This window comes from Actinoplanes sp. NPDC051470, from assembly GCF_040682035.1.
Classification (GTDB): Bacteria; Actinomycetota; Actinomycetes; order Mycobacteriales; family Micromonosporaceae; genus Actinoplanes.
In genome coordinates, this window is sequence record NZ_JBFBAA010000040.1 from 45,024 (window position 1) to 63,988 (window position 18,965).

Below are 18,965 nucleotides of genomic sequence, written 5' to 3' on the forward strand. Positions count from 1 at the left end.
TTCCCTCACGTCCCGGCGGCAACTGCCGATAGGTGCGGTGCACCCGCCCCGCCACCTTCCGGAGAAACGTGATGTCAGCCCTGCTTCGCAATCTGCCGGTAGCGCAGAAACTGCTCGTCAGTTTCGGTGTGCTGTGCCTCCTGATGATCGGCGTCGGCGCGACCGGCCTGATCCAGGTCGACGCGGCCAACGACCGCCTGTCCGAGGTGGGCCGCGACAACCTGCGGGCCGCCGACCTGCTCGGCGAGGTGCGCTCCGACGTCCAGGAGCTGCGGGTGCTGAGCGGGTCGCTGATCCTGCACTCGCCGGCCGCCGACGCCAACAACATCGAGCAGGCGATCAAGCGCAAGGACGCCGAGATCGACGGCACCTGGGCCCAGTACCGGACCAGCGGGGTCGAGGGGCAGGCAGCGCAGCGGGGCACGTTCGAGACCGCGCTGGCCGACTACCGCAAGGTGCGCAACGACAAGCTGTTCACGGCCGGTCGCGCCGCGAACATGGACGCCTACCTGGCCGCGCAGGGCAGCCTGGCCGAGCCGCTCGCCGAGGCCATGACCACCGCGCTGAACTCCCTGGCCATGGCCGAGGACGCCGACACCGCCCACCACATGACGCTGGCCCAGCGGGCCGCCGACCGGGCCAAGCTGCTGGTCGGCGGTCTGATCGGCGGCGCGCTGCTGATCGCCCTGCTGCTCGGCCTGCTGGTCAGCCGGGCCATGTCCCGGCCGCTGCGCCGCACCGTCGAGGTCCTCGAGGGCCTGGCCGAGGGCCGGCTCGACCAGCGGCTCGACGTCGAGGGCAAGGACGAGGTCGGCCGGATGGCGAACGCCCTCAACACCGCCCTCGACCGGCTCACCGGCACCCTGCGTGACGTGAGCGACAACGTGACCACGCTGGCCTCGTCGGCCACGCAGCTCACCTCGGTCGCCGGGCAGATGAACGCCTCGGCCGGCCGGTCCGCGTCCGGCGCCGGCACGGTGTCGGCCGCGTCCAGCCAGATCGGCCAGAACATCACCACGGTGTCGGCCGGCGCCGAGGAGATGAGCAGTTCCATCGGCGAGATCGCGCGCAGTGCCAACAGCGCGGCCGAGGTGGCGGGCAAGGCCGTCCGCATCTCCAGCGAGGCGGGCGACATCCTGCAGAAGCTGGGTACGTCCTCGGCCGAGATCGTCTCGGTCGTCAAGATCATCACGTCGATCGCTGGCCAGACCAACCTGCTCGCCCTCAACGCCACCATCGAGGCCGCCCGGGCCGGTGAGGCCGGCAAGGGCTTCGCGGTCGTCGCCGGCGAGGTGAAGGAGCTGGCCGGCGAGACGGCCCGGGCCACCGAGGACATCCGGACCCGGGTCGGCGCGATCCAGACCGACTCGGCCGCCGCGGTCGCCGCGATCGCGGAGATCGGCGCCGTGATCGACCAGATCAACCAGACCCAGACGGCGATCGCGGCCGCGGTCGAGGAGCAGACCGCGACCACCGACGAGATGAGCCGCAACGTGTCCCAGGTCGCGGCCGGCACCGCCGACATCTCCACCAACATGGCCGCGGTCGCCGAGGCGGCCGCCGAGACCACCGGCGCGGCGGCCCACACCGAGGCGGCGGCCGACGAACTCTCCCGCGTGGCGAGCGACATCAGCCGGAGCCTGGCGATGTTCCGCTTCTAGAAACACCACAGACCCACGGCGGTCGTCACGCGGCCCGATCCGCGAGGCGACCGCCGTGGCCTGTACATACGTCCGCCGAGGAGTGTTTACACTCACCGGAACGCGGGAGTGGCGGAATGGCAGACGCGAAGGTCTTAGGAGCCTTTGTCCTAACGGGCGTGGGGGTTCGAGTCCCCCCTTCCGCACGTGGGTGGAGCCCGCGGGTCGCGGGTGACGCGGTCCGCGGCCCGGCGAGATCGATGTCCCTCATCCGGGGTCGGTCGTGCGGACCGATCCCGTCGCCGACCCGGCCGGCGCGCAGAGGTCGAGATCTTGTTGACCGGACGAGCATTTGCCGCGTCTTATTCGATCAACCAAAATAGGCTACGGACAATTTGTCGCGGCTGGACCCACACCTCCTGGCGTCGATACGGTGGACGGACGGCATGAAGTCCTTTCTCCACCCCGTCCATGACCAACGGATCATCAATCCGAACTTCGGTGAGGTCGATATTGTCCGGCACAGCGCACCCGGAGCAGGAGGAGTTGGCCCGCGTGCTCGGCGGGCCGGCGGCATCCGCCCTGTCGCGCTGGGCCGAGGCCAACGGCCGTGCCGTCCGGCTGACGCGACCGGTCTGGCGGGCCGGCGGCTACACCGGCGCCAAGCTGGCCGCCATCAATGTTCGGCAGCCCGGCGGAGCCGACGTCAAACTGGTGCTGAAGGTCTGCCCGGCCGGGGTCTACGCCCGTGAGCCGGCGGCCCATCGACGAGCGCAGGCCGCCTCGGCCGCGGCCTTCATCACGGACCACCTCGTCGACCAACCGTTCGACCCCTACCCCGTCGGGGATGGCGGCCACCTGATGTTCCAGGACGTCGCCGGAGCGACGTTCGGGCTGACCCCGTTGACCCAGGTGCCCGACGTGCACTTCGACAAGACGTGCGGAATCATCGTCCAATCTGTCCTCCGGGACTGGGCCCCCCACGTGGTGCGGTCCGTCGAGATGACGACGGCCGGCTTCCTGGATCGGGAACTGCACGGGGCGTTGGAGGGGGGCGGCTCGATTCATGACTGGGCCACCGCTCTGGGACTGTTCGAACAGGACACGTCCTGGTTCCTCGAGGGCAGCGACCGCACCAATCCGTTGCCCAATCCGGTGTTGATGGCCGCGGGCCGGATCGGCGGCGCCATCACCTTCGACGTGTCGACCGGCGCGTCACACGGCGATCTCCATCTGGAGAACGTCCTGGTCCCGGTCGAGCGGGACCAGCCACAGGCGGAGAACTTCCGGCTGGTCGATCTGTCGACCTTCGAGGCCGACGCGCCCCTCAGCCGCGACCCGGTGACGCTCATGCTGTCGGTCATCGCCCAGACGGTGGACGAACTCCGGATGGAGGAGCAGGACGCGTTGCTCGATTTCGTCCTGCACCCCTGGACGGCGGGATCACCTCGTCTCACCGGTTACCTCAGGACGACCCTGAACACCATTCACGAAGCCGGCTACGAATCGCTGAAAATCATGCGTCAGGGCGATTGGCGATCACAATTCCTGCTCTCCGTCCTCGCCGGCGCCATGCTGTTCGCCTGCTATGAGAACCTGACTCCACGCGGACGATGGTGGTATTTCCGCCTGGCGGCGCATGCCGGACGCAGATTCCTTCAATTTCACAACCACTATCTGCCCGCATCGACCCGCCCCTTGCATCGTCCGACCTCGTGGCCCACGGTGACGGCGCCGGAAGTCCTCGCCGGAACCCCGCACGACGGTGACCGCCTGAGCCGGTCCGACCACGAAGCGGCGCTGAGCCTGCTGTCCGACGTCGATGTCGCCGTTCTGGCCATGGCCTACGACGACGTGACCGGAGCCGCCCCCGGCACGGGCCGGCCGGACCATGCCACCGTCATGGCGAAGGTGGGCGAACTGATCGGCGACGGCACCTCGCACGACCAGATGCCCCGGTCTATGGTGCTGGTCGACCGCTGCGCCCATCTGGTCGGCGGCGTCGCCTCGCACCGTCTGCACGAGTGGCTGGACCAGTGTGCGGAACGTCGTCTGCAGGTGAGTCAGTCTGTCCTGCGAGCACGTCTGTGCCAGATCTCCGAGCGGTTCGCCGCCGGATCAATGAGCGAACTTACCGGATCTTCATCTCAGGAGATGAGACCATCACCCCCGGGTGATACGTCCCGATTAGTCCTACCACGTAGCCTGCCCCGTGATAATCCAGAGCCGGGAGACACCGTGAACGCGCGAACCACAGCCGGCCCGCTGCAAGATGCGCCCAACGATTCCCGAGCGAATCAACGCCGGCTCATCCTTGGGCCCGCTCTGCCGTCGAAGAACCCCAACTTCACCGGTCGCGAGACTCTCCTGCAGCGGCTCACCGCGACTCTGCTGGCCCGGCAGCACGCAGCGGTCGTGCCCCAGACGCTGCACGGCCTGGGCGGCGTGGGAAAGACCCAGCTGGCCGTGGAGTACGTCTATCGACACGCCGGCGAGTACGACCTGATCTGGTGGATCCCCGCCGAGGATCCGGCCCAGGTTCGCCAGACGCTGGCCGAACTCGCGACCCGCCTCGACCTGCCGGCCGGGGACGAGGTCAAGCAGACCATCAGCCTGCTCTTCGAAGCCCTGGCCGCGCCGGAGAGCGATCGGCGCTGGCTCCTGGTCTACGACAACGTCACCGACCGGGCGAATCTGGCGGGCATCGTGCCGCCGGCCGGCAGCGGCCATGTGATCATCACTTCGCGCAATACCGCCGAGTTCGCGACGGACAGCGGTTCCATCGAGGTCGACATCTTCGAACGCCAGGAAAGCATCGAACTGTTGCAACGACACGGGCAGAACATCAGCCCCGAGGATGCCGACCGGCTGGCCGAGAAGCTGGGCGACCTTCCGTTGGCGCTGGAGCAGGCGGCGATCTGGAACGCCCAGACCAAGATGCCGGTGCCGGAGTACCTGGAACTGTTCGACCGCAACATCGAGCAGCTCCTCTCCGAGGGCCGGCCGGTCGCGTACCCGGAAACCGTCTTCGCCATCGTGAAGCTCGCCGTCCAGCAGCTGCGCCGGGAGGCCCCCGGAGCCGCCGAGCTGCTCGAGGCGTTCGCGTTCTTCGGCGCCGAACCAGTCGCCGTCTCCGTCCTGCGCAGTGGCCGGCTCGCCGATCTGTCGGACGACCTCTCCGCGGCGCTGCGCAACCAGATCGACCTCAACCGCGCCATCCGCCGGGTGAACGCCTACGGCCTTGTCAAGATCACCGACTCCGAAGGGCAGCGGCTCCAGGTCCACCGCCTGGTTCAGCGAGTGCTACGCGAAGAACTGGTCGAGGACCGGCTACGGCAGGCCCGCCGGAACGTACAGAACATCCTGTCGTCGGCCAACCCGGGTGAGCCGGATGACATCCAGACCCGCCGGGCCCATAAGGAGATCGGCCCGCACATCCTGGCCGCCGAACTGATCAGCGCGGTGTCGCCGGACGCACGCACGGTCGTTCTGGACCAGATCCGGTACCTCTTCACGATCGGCGACTACGAGGCCAGCCGCCGGCTCGGCATGCTCGCCTACGAGGCGTGGACCGATCCGCAGGACCCACTCGGCTCCGACCACGAGATCACGTTGATCGCCGGTCGTCACCTGGCCAACGCCTTCCGGCTGCTGGGCGAATCCCAGGCGGCCCGGGACCTCGACGAACACGTCTTCCGGATCCTCACCGAGGACACCGAGCGCTTCGGCGAGCACCACGAACACACCCTGTACACGGCCAACAACGTCAGTAACGACCTTCGCATTCTGGGCGACTACGCCGCCGCCAGAAAGCACGACGAACGCAACGTCGAGCTGCACACCATCACCTTCGGGCCGGATGACGACAGCACCCTCCGGGCGCGGAGCAACCTCGCGGTCAACCTGCGGTTCCTCGGCCTCTTCGCCCAGGCCGAGCAGATCGACCGCGACCTTTTCGACAAGAGACGGGATCGGTTCGGCGAGAACCACGTTTCCACTCAGGAGTCGCTGACCAACCTGACGCGGGACCTGATCGGACTCGGGAAATACTCGGCCGCGCTCGAACTCCAGCGCCGGGGTCTGCCGATCTACCGAGACCTGCTGTCGGCCCGGCACGCGGCCGTGCTGATGGCCGCCCGAGCCATCACGATCGCCCTGCGGCGCACGGGTTCCTACGCGGATGCCCGGGACAGCGCCCGGGAGAACTACCACGATCACCGCGCGCGTTTCGGCGAGGACCACGAACACAGCCTGTCCGCGGCACTCACGTTCGCCAACGCCCTGCGGGTCTGCAACGAGTTGCAGACGGCGCGGAGCATGGCTCGCGACACCGTTGAGCGCTATCGACGGCTGTTCGGCTCGAGCCATGCCCTCACCCTCGCCGCCAGCATCAACCTCGCCATCATTCTGCGGAGGTTGCGGGACGACAACGCCGAGGCACGCCGGCTCGCCGAAAGCAACCTCGCGCTCGCCCGCCAGGTGTTCGGGGACGACCACCCGTACTCCTTCGCCGCGGCGACCGGGCTGGCCAACTCCTTCGCCGAGGCGGGCGAATCCGCGGCAGCCCGTGATCTGGCCGTCGCCACGTACGAACGGGCGGAGCGATTCTTCGGTCCGGGCCATCCGGAGACGCTGCTGACCGCGGTCAACGCCGCGATCGATCTCCAGGCGACCGGCGACCCGACCGGCAGCGACCTGCTGCTCAAGGCCCGTGTGCAGCTCCGCGAGGTCCTGCATCCGGAGCATCCGATCGTGACCGAGATCGGCGGCGGGGAACGCGCCGAGCTCGATATCGAGCCGCCGCCCAGCTAGGTCGCGTCGCGTGACCCGGCCTATCCCCTCGGCGCTGAGTTGCGCAGCATCCACGCGTCGTAGGCCTGCACAAGCTCATCCTCGGCACGGCGACCCAGCTCGTGGGGCAGCTCGACGGCCTCCAGCCGCTCGACCCGCCGGCGGGAGTGGGCGACCAGGGCCTCCCCGGCCCGCGTCAGTTCGGGCGAGCCGGTCACGGCCTCGATCGCGGCGCGAAGTTGGACGCGCCGGCGGGCGAGCTGGCCGGCCGCCTCGCCTCGGAGTTCGGGCACGGCCAGCAGCTGCTGCCACAGCTCGCCCACCGCGGTGAACGCGTAGATGCCGTGCAACGCGCCGAGAATGGGTCGCGGATCTCTTCGCCATGGCGCGAAGTAGGTCGCCGTCGCGGCCGGATCCGCGAGCCGCCAGAAGAGCAGGATGCCGTTCAACATGGAGTGAGCTCGTTCGTGTACCAGGCAGGCCCCGAACTCCGCCGGGCCCGCGGGCAGGCTCAACGCGATACTTCCGAGGGCGGCACGCGAGCTGATGCTCAGATTGGCATCGTCGGCGGCGGGTTCCAACGGAACCAAGGTGTCCGTCCAGCGCGCGGTCAGCTCGCTCGATTCCGGCGCGTGATTCCGCAGAAGCGACCAGGCAAGCTCACCACGCGACCACCACAGCCGGACGGCCTCGGGCGTCAACCGGTCGGCCGGTCGGCTCACGAAACAGTCACGGGTCGGGTCGAGATCGTCGATGGTCAGCGTCAGGGATCGCCGGCCCGAACCGAGACGGATCTCGCGCAAGCTCATCCAGCGGGGATCATCGCCCATCGGAAGGTCTTCCTCATGACCGCCGTCGTTGATCAGCCTCGGGCGTCCCGGCCGGACGATCAACGTCGCCGTCCCGTCGGTCCCGGCGGACTGGTCGACCGTCGCCGAACCCATGGTCGGCAGGTGGATCCGGCCGGCGCGAATGGCGACATCGACGGAAGCGTCGACGCCCGTCCGCAGGGCCGTGGCCGCGGCCAGGTTCCCCAGGGCGCTGACGTCGTCGGCAGTAGCCGTCCGTTCCGGCCCCGAGTGCAGGCATCGGCTGGCCCAGCTCCCGAGCCATCCTCGGCGGAACGTCTCGGCCGCCCGGACCGGCGACCTCGACTGCGCCCGCGAGAGAACCTCGGCCACGCCGAGAACTCGTGGGTCGTCGCCGAGACGATCTCGCAGCACATGACTGGCCAGCAAGAGGTCTTTGCTGTGTTGGGCCGCGCGAATGCGTTCGACGGTGCCGGCGTCGCACCGTCCGCTCGCCAGCTGATCAAAGGACCCGACCGGCAATGCGTGGGGCTGGATCAAGAGTCCTCACGGCTCTCGACGGGCCGCGCGCCTGGATCGAGGAAGCTGCTCCAACTGGAGGTGACGGGCAGAACGAGATAATCGGCCACCAGCCGCCGAGCGCCCTCGACGACCTTCGCGTCCTCGCACTGCAGCAGCTCGAGCATCGTCATGCCGGAGACGTCGGCGATCACCACCGGTTGATCCGTCTCCTCGTCGGAGGCCGCGCTGGTTGACGGTTCCTCGCGGTGGGGCATGGGTGGGCCTCCCTGGGAGAATGAGCGGACGTCGATCTGAGATCGTCAGACCAGGTCCGGTGAACCATCGCGGTGAGCAGCCGCTCCAGCGAGGCGACTCGGTACGGCACCCTCCGGCGACGACACGTTGACGACCGTCATTATTTCATAACTGGAAGCGATCACGATGTGACTGTGAGTCCAATCTGGAGTCAAGATCAGCCGCGGTGATCCTCTTCTCCAGGGCACGCATCTTGTAGCGGAAGTCGCTCAGATCGTCGTCATGGAACAGCCGGAAGAACCATTGCGGCGTACGCGGCTGCTGCCGGCGCGCCAGCAGCAGCGAGTCCTGAACCTGACGGGCGAACCGGGTGAACTCGGCCTCGTCGGCGAGATGCGATGACGTCGGGTCGTCGATCACCGCCCGGACGAGGCCGAGGACGCGGGAGCGCTCCTGGGTGACCGCGTTCTGGGCGCGAGCCTGGTCCGAACAGAACAGCAGCAGACCGAGCGACGGAATGAGCCACGAGCTGACCAGCGCCGTCACGGTCGCCTCGGTCGCGAACGCGACAGCCACGCCGCCCACGCACCACGCGATGGCGAGACCGATCAGCCCGTCGGCGAGGCGACGCCGGACCCTCGACCCCCAGGCCAGGTTCTGTTCGAAACAGAAGAGCACGTCGTACGGCCACCCCGCCGTCGAGACCAGGTAGTAGTCCAGCAGCGGCTTCTGGTCGCCTCGGTACCGCCGGCTGAGCCGGCTGACCTCCTCCTCGGACAGCGGATCACCGGCGAGCACGCTGTTCCACGGAAGGTTGAACAGGGTCGTGTCCAACAACTCCTGCAGGGTCGCGCTGGTTCGGAGATAACGCCGGGCGGACGGGGCGAGGACCAGCGCATACAGCGCGGCCCAGAGCGTTCCGGCGACGGCGACCGCGGAAAGGCCGGCATCGGTGATCCGGGCGACGATGCCGGACCCGGCGATCACCAAGGACATCGCGAGGCTCACCGCCTGGACCCGCTGCACGTTGCGATGCGTCACGGCGATCGCGCGCAGCAGCACGACGGACCGAGCGTCGTTCTGCAATAGATCGATTCGCCGCTCGGCCCGCATCATCAACCCCGCACCGCTCGAACATCCCAGCCGCCTTGCGTCATGGTTGCACGAGGAGTGATGGCTTAGGTACTGGCCGTTCACGCCAACCGGTGATGTCGGCCGGATCGGCCAGCGCCTCAGTCGATCATCGCGACCATGGCGATCGAGACCAGCAGGCCCGGGCGGTCGACGTCGGTATCCCGGCGGACATCAGACTTTCTCGACGCGGCGCAGCACCATCGTCGCGAAGCCGGCGATGCCGCGGTAGCCGCGAAGCCACTGCTCGCGGTGGCTGCGGGCCTCGTCCAGGGCGTCCGCGGCGTCGGGGTGACCGGGGTTGTCCAATGCCCATTCGGTGAGCGAGCCGACCCACGACCACTCGTACGTGTCCCACTCGGCCTGGTCGCTCACGTGCACGTAGATCGGGGTCCAGCCGCTCCCCTCGGCCGCGTCGGCCAGGCCGGCCAGGTCGGTCAGCTCGCCGAAGAACGTCGTCAGATCGGGGGTCGGTGAGGACGCCCAGAACAGCTCCCCGACGAGCAGGACGCCGTCCGGGCGCACGTGCCGGCCGGCCGACGCGATCGTCTCGCCGAGGCCTCCGAAGACATGTGTCATGCCGACGCACATGACCAGGTCGTAGTCGCCGTCCGGCACGTAGCCGCTCGCATCCCGTTCGTGCAGGGTCAGGCGCTCGGTCAGGCCGCGGACGGCGGCGGCCTCGGCGGCCCGCTCCAGCGCGTACGGGCTGAGGTCGATACCGTCGGCCACCCCGTCGGGGTAGTGGGCCAGCGCCTGCATCGCCCAGGCCGCCTCGCCGCAGCCCAGGTCGAGGATGCGCGCGGCCGGACCGCGGCCGGCGCGGCGCAGGAGGCGGTTGACGTTCACCCCGGAGATGGGCGCGGCGATCGGGTGGTGCGAGTGCGCGATGCTGCTGAGCCGTTGTCGGTCCACGGCGAGAATCTACGTCAGATGTACGGTGCGGCGAGCGTCCCGCCAGGCGATCCACGCGGTGCGCAGCCGTGGGGACGTGACCTGCTCGCCGCGGCGGCGGGCGGCGAGCTGGTCGATCAGCCACGGCGGGGCGGCGGCCTGCCCGACGGCACGCGACTTGGTGAGCAGGGCGCCGTGGGCCACGGTGTGCCGGCCGCGGGCCATCGAGGTGAGGCTGAGGTCGGCCATCACCGGGTCGAGGAACAGCCAGGGCCGGCGCGCGGCCCACGACCAGTAGCCGGTGAGCTCGGCGCGGCCGGCCTCGCGTACGTCATCGTCGGTCATGGCCTGGAAGATCTCACCCGGCGCCCGGCCGAGGACGGCGTAGCCGTGCCGGACCAGCTCGGCGCGCGTGACCCCGGAGAGGATGCGCTGCACCAGCACCCCGTGTGTCCACGTGGGATGGCGGCGGGCGACGTCGGCGACCGACGCCTGGTCGACGTAGACGCAGCCGAGCGCGAGCGCCGGGTCGATGCCGTCGTGCAGCGCGCGGACCTCGGGCTCGGTCAGCGGCGCGGAACAGATGGCGACCAGGTCGAGGTCGCTGACCCCGGGGAGATGGTCGCCGGTGGCCAGCGAGCCGGCGACCAGCAGATCGGTGACCCGGGGATGAGCCGCGAGCCGCGAGGCGAAGTCGTCGAGCACCACCCGAGCATGGCACGTGGTCATGAAGGTCACGCGGTCCAGAAGGTAGAATCTGACGTTCATGTGAGGTTCGAGTCCGTATGGAGAACGTCATGCGCATCGGTGAGCTGGCCGAGCAGACCGGGGTGAGCGTCCGCTCGCTGCGTTACTACGAGGAGCAAGACCTCATTCTTCCCACGCGTACGCAGGGCGGGCAGCGCACGTTCCCGCCGGATGCCGTGGAGCGCGTACACCTCATCCAGATCCTGCTCGCCGCCGGCATCCCCAGCCGGCGCATCGCCGAGATCATGCCCTGCATGCACACCGGGCAGATCACGCCGGCCATGTTCGACCACCTGACCGCCGAGCGGGACCGGATCGACGAGCAGATGAGTACGCTCGCCGCGACCCGGGACCGCCTCGACGGCGTGATCGAGGCCGCGCGCGAGCGCCTGACCGCCGAGAGCGTCCCGGCATGACCGAGTTCAGCCGGCAGGACCTGAGCGGCTCGACCTTCCGCGACGTCAACCTGGCCGGCGCCGACTTCCGGGCGGTGAGCTTCTTCCAGGTCCGCATGCGCGGCGTCGAGCTGTGCGACGTCGAGATCAGCGGCGAGCTGAAGAACGTGGTGATCAACGGGGTCGACGTGGCGCCGCTGATCGCGGCCGAGCTGGAACGCCGCGACCCGCTGCTGGCCAAGATGCGCCCGGCCGACGCGGACGGTTTCCGCGAGGCGTGGGCAATCCTCGAGGAGCTGTGGGCCGGAACCATCGAGCGGGCCCGCACGCTGACGCCCGACCAGCTCAACGCCTCGGTCGACGACGAGTGGTCGTTCCTGCAGACACTGCGGCACCTCTGCTACGCGACCGACGCCTGGGTGCGCCGGGCCTACCTCGGCGATCCCGCGCCGTGGCACCCGCTCGACCTGCCGTGGGACGAGGCGGGCGACGACGTCGGCTTCACCGTCGACCGCACGTCGCGCCCGTCCTTCGAGGAGGTGCTCGCGGTTCGCGAGGATCGGGTCGCCGGCGTACGCGAGGTGCTGGCGGGCCTGACCGACGAGCGGCTGAACGGGCAGACGCAGCCGGTCCACGGCCCCGGCTCCTGGCCTCCGGCCCAGGCGATGGATGTACGCGAGGTGTTCGTCACCGTGCTGAGCGAGGAGTACTCGCACCGGCAGTACGCCGAACGCGACCTCGACAAACTGCTGCCTTAGCGCAACCGGTTGCGCTTTGCCTACGGTTAACCGTAGGCTCGTCGGCATGGGCAGACTGATCAGCACCTCCATCACGTCCCTGGACGGCTACATCAACGACGAGCAGGGCAAGTTCGACTGGGGCGTGCCCGACCCCCAGGTGCACGCGTTCGTCAACGACCTCGAACGCCCGATCGGCACCTACCTGTACGGGCGGCGGCTCTACGACGTGATGACGTTCTGGGAGACCGCGCACGAGCAGCCCGGCCTGCCCGCCGTCGAGCTCGACTACGCGCGCCTGTGGCAGGCGGCGGACAAGATCGTGTATTCCACGACCCTGGCCGAGCCGTCGAGCGCGCGTACCCGCGTCGAACGGTCCTTCGACGCCGAGGCCGTGCGGGCCCTGAAGGAGTCGAGCGACCGCGACCTCACCATCGGCGGCCCCGGCCTGGCCGCGCATGCTCTGCGCGCCGGCCTGATCGACGAGATCCGCGTCTTCCTCTCCCCCGTGATCGTCGGCGGCGGCACCCACTTCCTGGCCGACCGCGTCCGCCTCGACCTCGACCTCACCGACGAGCGCCGCTTCGCCAACGGCGTCGTCTACCTCGCCTACCGCGTGACGTCCCGCTGACGGCCGCTCAGGCGGCCCAGGAACCGGCGCCTGGAGCGACGCTGACACCATCGGCGCGGGTGAGATCGACGTTGCCGTCGGCGTGGACGGGCTCCGCCGTACCCAGGCCTTTCTCGACCGGCACCTGAACCGCCGGCACGACACCCGGCGGGACACCTGGCCGGACTTCCCGCCCCGCGCCATCGCCGCCCTGGCCGAGCTGCCCTTCCGCCCGCGGTGGCAGGCGCTCGGCCCGATCGGATGAGGTGCCCCCACCGGTTCACCCACGATCCGTATGCTTCCCCTCGCTGATCAGGGAGGGCCAGTCTGATGTACGGACAACCGCAGCCGCCGTGGGGCGGTGGGACGTCGGCCATTGCCGTCACCGCCAAGTACTGGTGGGTGTCGTTCCTCCTCGGCCTGTTCAAGCCGATCCTGTCGGTCGACGGGCACCCGGTGCAGGCGAGCTGGGGACGCACGGTGGTGCCGGTACAGCCGGGAACGCACCACGTGCACATGCACATCCCCTACCTGTTGCCGTCACGCATCGGGAACGCCGAGACCATGGTTCCGGTGTACGAGGGGCAGACGGCCGAGGTCGAGTACCGGGCGCCCGCCATCGCGTGGCTGGACGGCGCGATCGGGCCGCCGCCGCAGAAGCACCGCGGCATGCCCGCCGCCATCGTGCTGGTGCTGCTGCCGCTGCTCCTGCTGCTCTGCGTCTGTGGCGGCCTCGGCATCGCCGCCCTCACCGACGACAGCGCCGACGACCGGACGGCCCAGCCGTTCCGCCCGGCCGAGCCGACACCCTTCGAGCGGCCGACCTCCGATCCGCTCAGTGAGCCGTCCGCGACGGAACCGGCCCCCGCGAACAAACCGACGTTGCGGGCGGTTCCCGCCCGTACCCTGGTCGGCCCGGTCTTCTCGGCCTCGGACAAGACCTACACGATGGACTTCCCGGAGTGGCCGTTCGCCTTCCGGACGCCGGGCTCGTGGGGATGCCTCCGCGGCGACGTCGACCTGCCCGAGGCCAAGGCGTACGTCTGCATCGACGAGGGCAACCCCCGCAGCGGCCAGCGCTTCCAGATCATGCTGCGGCCCTGCCCGGCGCCGTGCGGCTCGGCCGAGCAGAAGAAGCTGAGCACCGAGTGGTTCGACAAGGGCGCCAAGGCCAAGACCTTCGACCGGCGTACGTCGTACGTCGAGACGCCCAAGGACGCCAAGGGCCGCTACCTGCTGGACATGAGCCACTTCTTCGCCCCGACCGGCGGCGTCCCGACGTGGCAGGTCGGCATCGGCGCCTTCACCCCGCCCGGCACCAAGGGCGACATCCAGAAGATCTTCAACGACGTCCTGACCCAGACCTGGTGACCGACGGCCTGACGGCCACCCTGTCCCGCGGCGGCGTGATCCGCGTCGCTGAACATCGGCGGCCACAGCGGCGAAAATGGGCGGATGGGCCTGTCGCTGGAAGTTGATCCGCCGCTGACCGACGCGTTGCGCGACGAAGTGGTCGCGCTCTGGACCACGGTCGTCAACGACGGCGGGGCGGTGGGGTTCGTGCCTCCGGTGGTCGCCGACGACGTGCGGCCCACCGCCGAGGCGGCCCTCGCCGCCGTGGCCGACGGCACCGATCGGCTGGTCGCCGGCTTCGAGGCCGGCCGGCTGGTGGCGCTGCTGTTCGTGGCCGACAACGGACACCGGCTCAAGAACCACTGGCGGACGCTCAAGCGGGTGATGGTCGCGCCCGGGCAGCAGGGCAAGGGGTACGGCGGGGCACTGATGCGCGAGGCCACGGTGGTCGGGCGCAAGATGGGGCTCGACGCCCTGCAGGTCACCGTACGCGGCGGGACGGGCACCGAGAACTTCTACGCGCGCCTCGGCTACCGCGAGGTGGGGCGGGTGCCCGACGCGATCCGGGTGGCGCCCGGCGACGACCGCGAAGAGATCATCATGTGGCTCGATCTGCGCCGGGACCGATAATTCCGGCGGTGGTGGCCGGGCGTTCGCCCGACGGGGCTAAGGTGCCGCGCATGGCTGCCGAGGAACCGACGCGTTCGCTGCTGTTCGCCCTGGACGACGACCCGCACGGGCTCGGGCTGGGGCTGGACCTGCCGGACGGCCACCTCATCGACGACCCCAAGGGCACGGCCGACGACCCGCCGCTGTACTGGGTCAGCGAGGACGAGACCGACGCCGAGGAATGGGCCGAGGTCAACGCGCACGCCGCACGGACCGGGCTCCGGCCGATCCTGCTGGACGACCTGGTCGACGAGGACCTGTCGCCGAGCACCACGCAGTCGGCGCCGGGCGACCACGACGCCGAGGACGTGCTCGCCCTGTGGTGGGAGGAATGGCACGCCGACAGCGACGACGATCCGGACGACCAGCCGGAGTGGCCCGGCCTGGCCGACGCGCTGCCGGTGGAGGCCGACCCGGAGGCGTGCGCGCGGGAGGCGCTGGAAGACCTGGAGGGCAGCGACCTCTTCGAGGAGCCGCTGCTGGCGCTGGTGCCGGCGGCCCGGAGCGCGGACATCCCGGCGCTGCTCGGCTGGGACGGCGCGATCAACCTGGAGGACGACCCGGGCCGGCTGTCCGCGGTGCTGCGCAGCTGGGAGGACCGGTTCGGGGCGAGGCTGGTCGCGCTCGGCCCGGACACCTTGGTGGTGAGCGTAGCCGCGCCGCCGCGGACTGTCGACCAGGCGCTGGCGATCGCGGCCGAGCACTACGCGTTCTGCCCCGACAACGTCGACCAGGGCGAGCACGGCAATCTCGAGGAGTATGCCGACTGGCTGGTGGGGCGCGGGTACTGGACCTTCTGGTGGGATTAGGCGGTGGTTGGAAACACGTCCTAGCAGGCGGCGGGCCGGGCGACCAGGGCGACCGGCGGTTCCTGCGCGGGCGGCGGTGTCGTCGTCTCCACCACGGCCGGGGCTGACTCCACCACCGGCGCGGGCGCCTTGGTCGACGGCTTCGGCGCCGGCTTCTTCTTCGCCGGCACGGGCGGTTTCGGCGGCGGCGCCGCGATCTTGGCCAGGACCTTCTGGATCACGCCGGGCTTCAGCTTGATGCCGGGCACGGTGGTGGTCTTCCCGTACGCGTCGGTGAAGGTGATCGTGAACGGCCCGCCGCCCGCGCCACCGTCGATGATCCAGTAGTTGAAGTCCGTACGCGTAGCCGCCTTGCCGTTGACCTTGAGCGACCGCAACGGGCTGCCGTGGTTGTCGACGAGCGCCGCGAACCAGTAGCGCGACGAGCCCTCCTTGAGCCGCACGCTGACCGCCCCCGGCACCTTGGGCGAGCGCACCTTGGTGAACGTGACCGGCACGATCCCGTCGACCTCGTTCGCGATCTTCCTGAACGCCGTACGGCTGAGATCGATGTGCCCCGGCTCGCACGGCGGACACGAGTCGATCACCTTGACCCGCACCTTGCCCTTGGGCCCCTTGACGTCCAGGTAGCCGCCGCAGGCCGCGCCGTCGTCGTAGTCCGCCTCGCCCAGGGCCACGAACAGGTCGTCGGCCGGCGCCGACGGGAACGAGCAGTTGCCGGTGCCGCCGCCGAGGTCGTAGAACGTCGCCTTCCCGCCGGCGCGGGCCGCGGCGCAGGCGGCTCCCCCGTCCCGCAGCAGCAGGGCGAGGCCGAGGACGCCGGCCAGGACAACGGCGCCGCCGGTGGCGAGCCAGCGTTTCGAAAGTGCGGTCACGCCGATGAATGCTTCGGTCCGGCGTACCGATGGGCAACTGTCCTAAGCCAAAACTAAGACGCGAGAGTGACGGGGTCACCCACCCGGAGGCTTCCCACCGCGTCCGGGATGAGGTTCAGGCCGAACATCAGCCCGCCGTCGATGTTGCGATGACGGCCGAGGATCTTCAGCGGTTGCGAGCCCTTGACGCCGGTCTCCTGGTCGATCGTGGTGACCAGGCAGCGCGCACACGGCCGGGCGGCCCGGAACGGCACCTCGCCGATCATCAGCCGTCGCCCCGGCCAGCCGTCCTCGGCCCACGGCGCCGCCCCCGCCACCACGATGTTCGGCCGGAACCGGGTCATCGGCACCGGCTCCTCACCGGCCTCGACCAGCCAGTCGTTCAGCGCCGCCAGGGATGCCTCGGTGGTGATCAGCATCGGGTAGCCGTCGGCCATGCTGACCCGGTCGTCATCGCGCCCGGCGTCCAGGATCGGCCGTCCGCCCGGATCCTCCTGCCACGCGATCCGCGCCGGCCGCCCCAGGAACGTCGCGAACCACCCGCCGTCGTCCGCGAGCCGCGTCGGCGCCTGCGGCTTCGACTTGAAGACCCGCACGAACTCCTTGGGCCCGTCGACCGGTTCGGCGAGGCGCAGATCCGGCATCCCCGCGGCCCGGACCACCAGCCCGCCGCCGACCGGGGTGACGTGCAGCTGGCTGAGCAGCGCGGTGTCCCGCTGAGTCACTCCCACGCCGTCCTGGTCGACAACGATCCAGCGCCGATCCCCGGCCAGCCCGTGCCGCTCCACCAGCGCGACGTCATGGTCATTCCGGTGCGACCCCTTGATGGGGTACGAGTGCAGCGAGGCGATCCGCATGCCCTCAGCCTGCCACGCACCGCCCCCGCTCGGCCGCCGGGTCAGCGTCGACCTGCCGATCCAGCCCGTCGACCCCCGGAGCTCAACATCCGCCCAGACCGATCCGGTCGGCAGCGCGGAGTGCCGGTCAGGTGTTGTTTCTCAGGATGGCCCAGTCGATGGAGAAGTAGCCGAAGGCCAGCTCGTTGTCGGGGTCGTAGAGAATGCCGCGGGGCGCGGCGACGATCAGGATCCGGGCGGAGAAGACTTTCATCACGGGCCGAGGGTAACGAGGATCGTCCCATCGGCCCGTGACGCAAAAGATCAGCCGAACCAGCGGGCCAGATGATCGTCCAGATCCCGCTGGTCGTCGCCGATCCAGGCGACGTGGCCGTCGGGGCGCAGCAGGACGCCCGGGACATCCACGTCGGCCGCCGGATCGGCGAGCTGGTCGACCCGGTCCGACCAGGCCCGAGCGGTCAGCCGGCCGGTGCGGTCCAGCAGCAGGCCGCGCCCGCGGTGCAGCCGGGCGTAGAGGTTGCTCTGGCTGAGGGCGATGTCGGGCAGGCGGCGGCCGAGCAGGGCGTGGCCCTCGCCGACGTCGTAGCGGACGCCGATCGCGGTGATCTTCTCCATCAGGTGGCGGTTCACCTCGTCGAAGTCCATCAGCTCGGTGAGCAGCCGGAGCACGGCCTTCGGGCCCGGTCCGGGGGACTGGAGTTCCATCTGGGCGCGGGTGTTGTCCAGCACGTCCGCGGCGACCGGGTGACGTTCGGCCTGGTAGGTGTCCAGCAGGGTCGGCGGCGCCCAGCCGCGGATCTGGGCGGCCAGTTTCCAGCCGAGGTTGAAGGCGTCCTGGACGCCCAGGTTCAGGCCCTGCCCGCCGATGGGCGGGTGGATGTGGGCCGCGTCGCCGGCCAGCAGCACCCGCCCGACCCGGTAGCGGTCGGCCAGCCGGGTGGCGTCGCCGAAGCGGGACAGCCAGCGCGGCGAGTGCACGCCGAAGTCGGTTCCGGCGATGGCGTGCAGCTGGCGCCGGAAGTCGTCGAGGGTGGGCGGTTCGGCCCGGTCACCGACCGGCGCGCCGGGGATGATCATGCGGTAGGCGCCGCCGCCCGAGGGCATCAGGAGGAATCGCTTGTCGTTCTCACGGATCTCGGCCGCCCGGGCCGCGATCTCCTCCGGCGGCACGCCCACGTCGAGCTCGCCCATCAGCGTCGCGGTCCGCGCGGGCTCGCCGGGGAAGCCGACGCCGAGCAGTTTGCGCACCGTGCTGCGCCCGCCGTCACAGCCGACGAGATAGCGCGTACGCAGCCGCTCCCCGCCGGCCAGCTCGACGGTCACGCCGTCGTCGTCCTGGTCGAGGGCGGCCACCGCGCAACCGCGCCGGACCTCCGCGCCCTGCGCGACCGCGTGGTCTTCAAGCAGCTGGACGATGACCGGCTGCGGGATGCCCAGCAGGTAGGCGTACGCGGAGTCGAGGTTCTTGGGCGCGGGTTTGTCGATGGCCGCGAAGTAGGCGCCGGCCGGACGTTGCCGCCCGCGTTCGCGAACGCGCTCCAGCAGACCGCGCATGGCCATCAGTTCGAGGCTGCGAACATGCAGGCCGACGATGCGGACGGCCGACACGGGCTCGGTCTCCTTCTCGAGGACGAGAACCCGCACATCGTGGAGCCGCAGTTCGGCGGCCAGCATGGCGCCGGTCGGACCGCAACCGGCAATGATCACGTCGTACATCAGGAATTGCCTTTCGGGAGTGCCTCTGGCGCTCCCGGCGACGCCTACGTCAGTCGCCAACCGTGACGGCCGGGGGGAGCACCCACATCGGTACAGCGGTCATGGGTCTCACCTCCTCGGGCGGCGTCACGTTCCGGAGGAAGCTACCACGGGGCTGGTTTTCTGAAAGTTCTTAT

General features: G+C 69.9%; 18 protein-coding genes and 1 tRNA gene. 10 read left to right on the forward strand and 9 right to left on the reverse strand.

Annotated elements, in window-relative coordinates; genetic code table 11:
* Positions 1 to 71: 71 nt before the first annotated feature.
* The 3 genes from AB0M54_RS42170 to fxsT all read left to right on the forward strand — a co-directional run bounded on the left by AB0M54_RS42170 (position 72) and on the right by fxsT (position 6,452).
* On the forward strand, positions 72 to 1,661 hold the full coding sequence (locus AB0M54_RS42170; protein ID WP_364330212.1) for a methyl-accepting chemotaxis protein: 1,590 nt from the start codon (positions 72 to 74) through the stop codon (positions 1,659 to 1,661).
* Between the two features lie 102 nt (positions 1,662 to 1,763).
* Positions 1,764 to 1,846, forward strand: a tRNA-Leu gene (locus AB0M54_RS42175).
* Between the two features lie 307 nt (positions 1,847 to 2,153).
* Positions 2,154 to 6,452, forward strand: a complete 4,299-nt coding sequence (gene fxsT / locus AB0M54_RS42180) for an FxSxx-COOH system tetratricopeptide repeat protein (RefSeq protein ID WP_364477956.1) — start codon at positions 2,154 to 2,156, stop codon at positions 6,450 to 6,452.
* A 20-nt stretch (positions 6,453 to 6,472) separates the two neighbouring features.
* On the opposite strand, the gene AB0M54_RS42185 is transcribed toward fxsT, so the two are convergent.
* The 5 genes from AB0M54_RS42185 to AB0M54_RS42205 form a co-directional block, all read right to left on the reverse strand.
* Positions 6,473 to 7,669, reverse strand: a complete 1,197-nt coding sequence (locus tag AB0M54_RS42185; protein WP_364477959.1) for an HEXXH motif-containing putative peptide modification protein — start codon at positions 7,667 to 7,669, stop codon at positions 6,473 to 6,475.
* 107 nt (positions 7,670 to 7,776) lie between these two features.
* The gene (locus tag AB0M54_RS42190) at positions 7,777 to 8,016 is read right to left on the reverse strand and encodes a hypothetical protein (RefSeq protein ID WP_364330220.1); all 240 of its coding nucleotides are present in this window, start codon (positions 8,014 to 8,016) and stop codon (positions 7,777 to 7,779) included.
* Positions 8,017 to 8,161: 145 nt separating this feature from the next.
* Entirely contained in the window at positions 8,162 to 9,112 is a 951-nt protein-coding gene (locus tag AB0M54_RS42195; protein ID WP_364477962.1) for an S-4TM family putative pore-forming effector, read from the reverse strand.
* A gap of 189 nt (positions 9,113 to 9,301) precedes the next feature.
* Positions 9,302 to 10,042 carry a class I SAM-dependent methyltransferase gene (locus tag AB0M54_RS42200; RefSeq protein ID WP_364330226.1) on the reverse strand — a complete coding sequence of 247 codons (741 nt, stop codon included), beginning with the start codon at positions 10,040 to 10,042 and terminating at the stop codon, positions 9,302 to 9,304.
* Between the two features lie 9 nt (positions 10,043 to 10,051).
* Positions 10,052 to 10,789: a nucleotidyltransferase domain-containing protein gene (locus AB0M54_RS42205; RefSeq protein ID WP_364477965.1), complete on the reverse strand. Its 738-nt coding sequence runs from the start codon at positions 10,787 to 10,789 to the stop codon at positions 10,052 to 10,054.
* 29 nt (positions 10,790 to 10,818) lie between these two features.
* Between AB0M54_RS42205 and AB0M54_RS42210 the strand changes: the two genes are divergently transcribed.
* The 7 genes from AB0M54_RS42210 to AB0M54_RS42240 all read left to right on the forward strand — a co-directional run bounded on the left by AB0M54_RS42210 (position 10,819) and on the right by AB0M54_RS42240 (position 15,341).
* On the forward strand, positions 10,819 to 11,184 hold the full coding sequence (locus tag AB0M54_RS42210) for a MerR family transcriptional regulator (RefSeq protein ID WP_364477968.1): 366 nt from the start codon (positions 10,819 to 10,821) through the stop codon (positions 11,182 to 11,184).
* Positions 11,181 to 11,921, forward strand: coding sequence for a DinB family protein (locus tag AB0M54_RS42215; protein ID WP_364477971.1), 741 nt, complete (start codon positions 11,181 to 11,183; stop codon positions 11,919 to 11,921). Before AB0M54_RS42210 ends, AB0M54_RS42215 begins: the two co-directional genes overlap by 4 nt.
* A 46-nt stretch (positions 11,922 to 11,967) precedes the next feature.
* Positions 11,968 to 12,531, forward strand: a complete 564-nt coding sequence (locus AB0M54_RS42220) for a dihydrofolate reductase family protein (RefSeq protein ID WP_364477974.1) — start codon at positions 11,968 to 11,970, stop codon at positions 12,529 to 12,531.
* Positions 12,532 to 12,613: 82 nt separating this feature from the next.
* Positions 12,614 to 12,775 (forward strand): hypothetical protein, encoded by a 162-nt coding sequence (locus AB0M54_RS42225; RefSeq protein ID WP_364330240.1) that lies wholly within the window; start codon positions 12,614 to 12,616, stop codon positions 12,773 to 12,775.
* Between the two features lie 65 nt (positions 12,776 to 12,840).
* Entirely contained in the window at positions 12,841 to 13,881 is a 1,041-nt protein-coding gene (locus tag AB0M54_RS42230; protein ID WP_364330243.1) for a hypothetical protein, read from the forward strand.
* Between the two features lie 84 nt (positions 13,882 to 13,965).
* Positions 13,966 to 14,493, forward strand: a complete 528-nt coding sequence (locus AB0M54_RS42235) for a GNAT family N-acetyltransferase (protein WP_364477977.1) — start codon at positions 13,966 to 13,968, stop codon at positions 14,491 to 14,493.
* 50 nt (positions 14,494 to 14,543) lie between these two features.
* Positions 14,544 to 15,341: a DUF4253 domain-containing protein gene (locus tag AB0M54_RS42240; RefSeq protein WP_364330249.1), complete on the forward strand. Its 798-nt coding sequence runs from the start codon at positions 14,544 to 14,546 to the stop codon at positions 15,339 to 15,341.
* 20 nt (positions 15,342 to 15,361) lie between these two features.
* Here AB0M54_RS42240 and AB0M54_RS42245 read toward each other — a convergent pair whose 3' ends face one another.
* The 4 genes from AB0M54_RS42245 to AB0M54_RS42260 form a co-directional block, all read right to left on the reverse strand.
* Positions 15,362 to 16,216: an expansin EXLX1 family cellulose-binding protein gene (locus tag AB0M54_RS42245; RefSeq protein ID WP_364477979.1), complete on the reverse strand. Its 855-nt coding sequence runs from the start codon at positions 16,214 to 16,216 to the stop codon at positions 15,362 to 15,364.
* A 53-nt stretch (positions 16,217 to 16,269) separates the two neighbouring features.
* On the reverse strand, positions 16,270 to 17,073 hold the full coding sequence (locus AB0M54_RS42250; protein ID WP_364477982.1) for an MOSC N-terminal beta barrel domain-containing protein: 804 nt from the start codon (positions 17,071 to 17,073) through the stop codon (positions 16,270 to 16,272).
* A gap of 127 nt (positions 17,074 to 17,200) precedes the next feature.
* Positions 17,201 to 17,329: a hypothetical protein gene (locus AB0M54_RS42255; RefSeq protein WP_364477985.1), complete on the reverse strand. Its 129-nt coding sequence runs from the start codon at positions 17,327 to 17,329 to the stop codon at positions 17,201 to 17,203.
* Positions 17,330 to 17,376: 47 nt separating this feature from the next.
* The gene (locus AB0M54_RS42260; protein WP_364330261.1) at positions 17,377 to 18,789 is read right to left on the reverse strand and encodes an FAD-dependent monooxygenase; all 1,413 of its coding nucleotides are present in this window, start codon (positions 18,787 to 18,789) and stop codon (positions 17,377 to 17,379) included.
* Between the last annotated feature and the right edge of the window lie 176 nt (positions 18,790 to 18,965).

What these genes read in the sequence shown, in the direction of transcription:
- AB0M54_RS42235 (WP_364477977.1), top strand. Translation starts at nt 13,966, where the DNA reads ATGGGCCTGTCGCTGGAAGTTGATCCGCCGCTGACCGACGCGTTGCGC.
- AB0M54_RS42230 (WP_364330243.1), top strand. Translation starts at nt 12,841, where the DNA reads ATGTACGGACAACCGCAGCCGCCGTGGGGCGGTGGGACGTCGGCCATT.
- AB0M54_RS42250 (WP_364477982.1), bottom strand. Translation starts at nt 17,073, where the DNA reads ATGCGGATCGCCTCGCTGCACTCGTACCCCATCAAGGGGTCGCACCGG.
- AB0M54_RS42240 (WP_364330249.1), top strand. Translation starts at nt 14,544, where the DNA reads ATGGCTGCCGAGGAACCGACGCGTTCGCTGCTGTTCGCCCTGGACGAC.
- AB0M54_RS42215 (WP_364477971.1), top strand. Translation starts at nt 11,181, where the DNA reads ATGACCGAGTTCAGCCGGCAGGACCTGAGCGGCTCGACCTTCCGCGAC.
- AB0M54_RS42260 (WP_364330261.1), bottom strand. Translation starts at nt 18,789, where the DNA reads ATGTACGACGTGATCATTGCCGGTTGCGGTCCGACCGGCGCCATGCTG.
- AB0M54_RS42220 (WP_364477974.1), top strand. Translation starts at nt 11,968, where the DNA reads ATGGGCAGACTGATCAGCACCTCCATCACGTCCCTGGACGGCTACATC.
- AB0M54_RS42205 (WP_364477965.1), bottom strand. Translation starts at nt 10,789, where the DNA reads ATGAACGTCAGATTCTACCTTCTGGACCGCGTGACCTTCATGACCACG.
- AB0M54_RS42210 (WP_364477968.1), top strand. Translation starts at nt 10,819, where the DNA reads ATGCGCATCGGTGAGCTGGCCGAGCAGACCGGGGTGAGCGTCCGCTCG.
- AB0M54_RS42190 (WP_364330220.1), bottom strand. Translation starts at nt 8,016, where the DNA reads ATGCCCCACCGCGAGGAACCGTCAACCAGCGCGGCCTCCGACGAGGAG.
- AB0M54_RS42195 (WP_364477962.1), bottom strand. Translation starts at nt 9,112, where the DNA reads ATGATGCGGGCCGAGCGGCGAATCGATCTATTGCAGAACGACGCTCGG.
- AB0M54_RS42170 (WP_364330212.1), top strand. Translation starts at nt 72, where the DNA reads ATGTCAGCCCTGCTTCGCAATCTGCCGGTAGCGCAGAAACTGCTCGTC.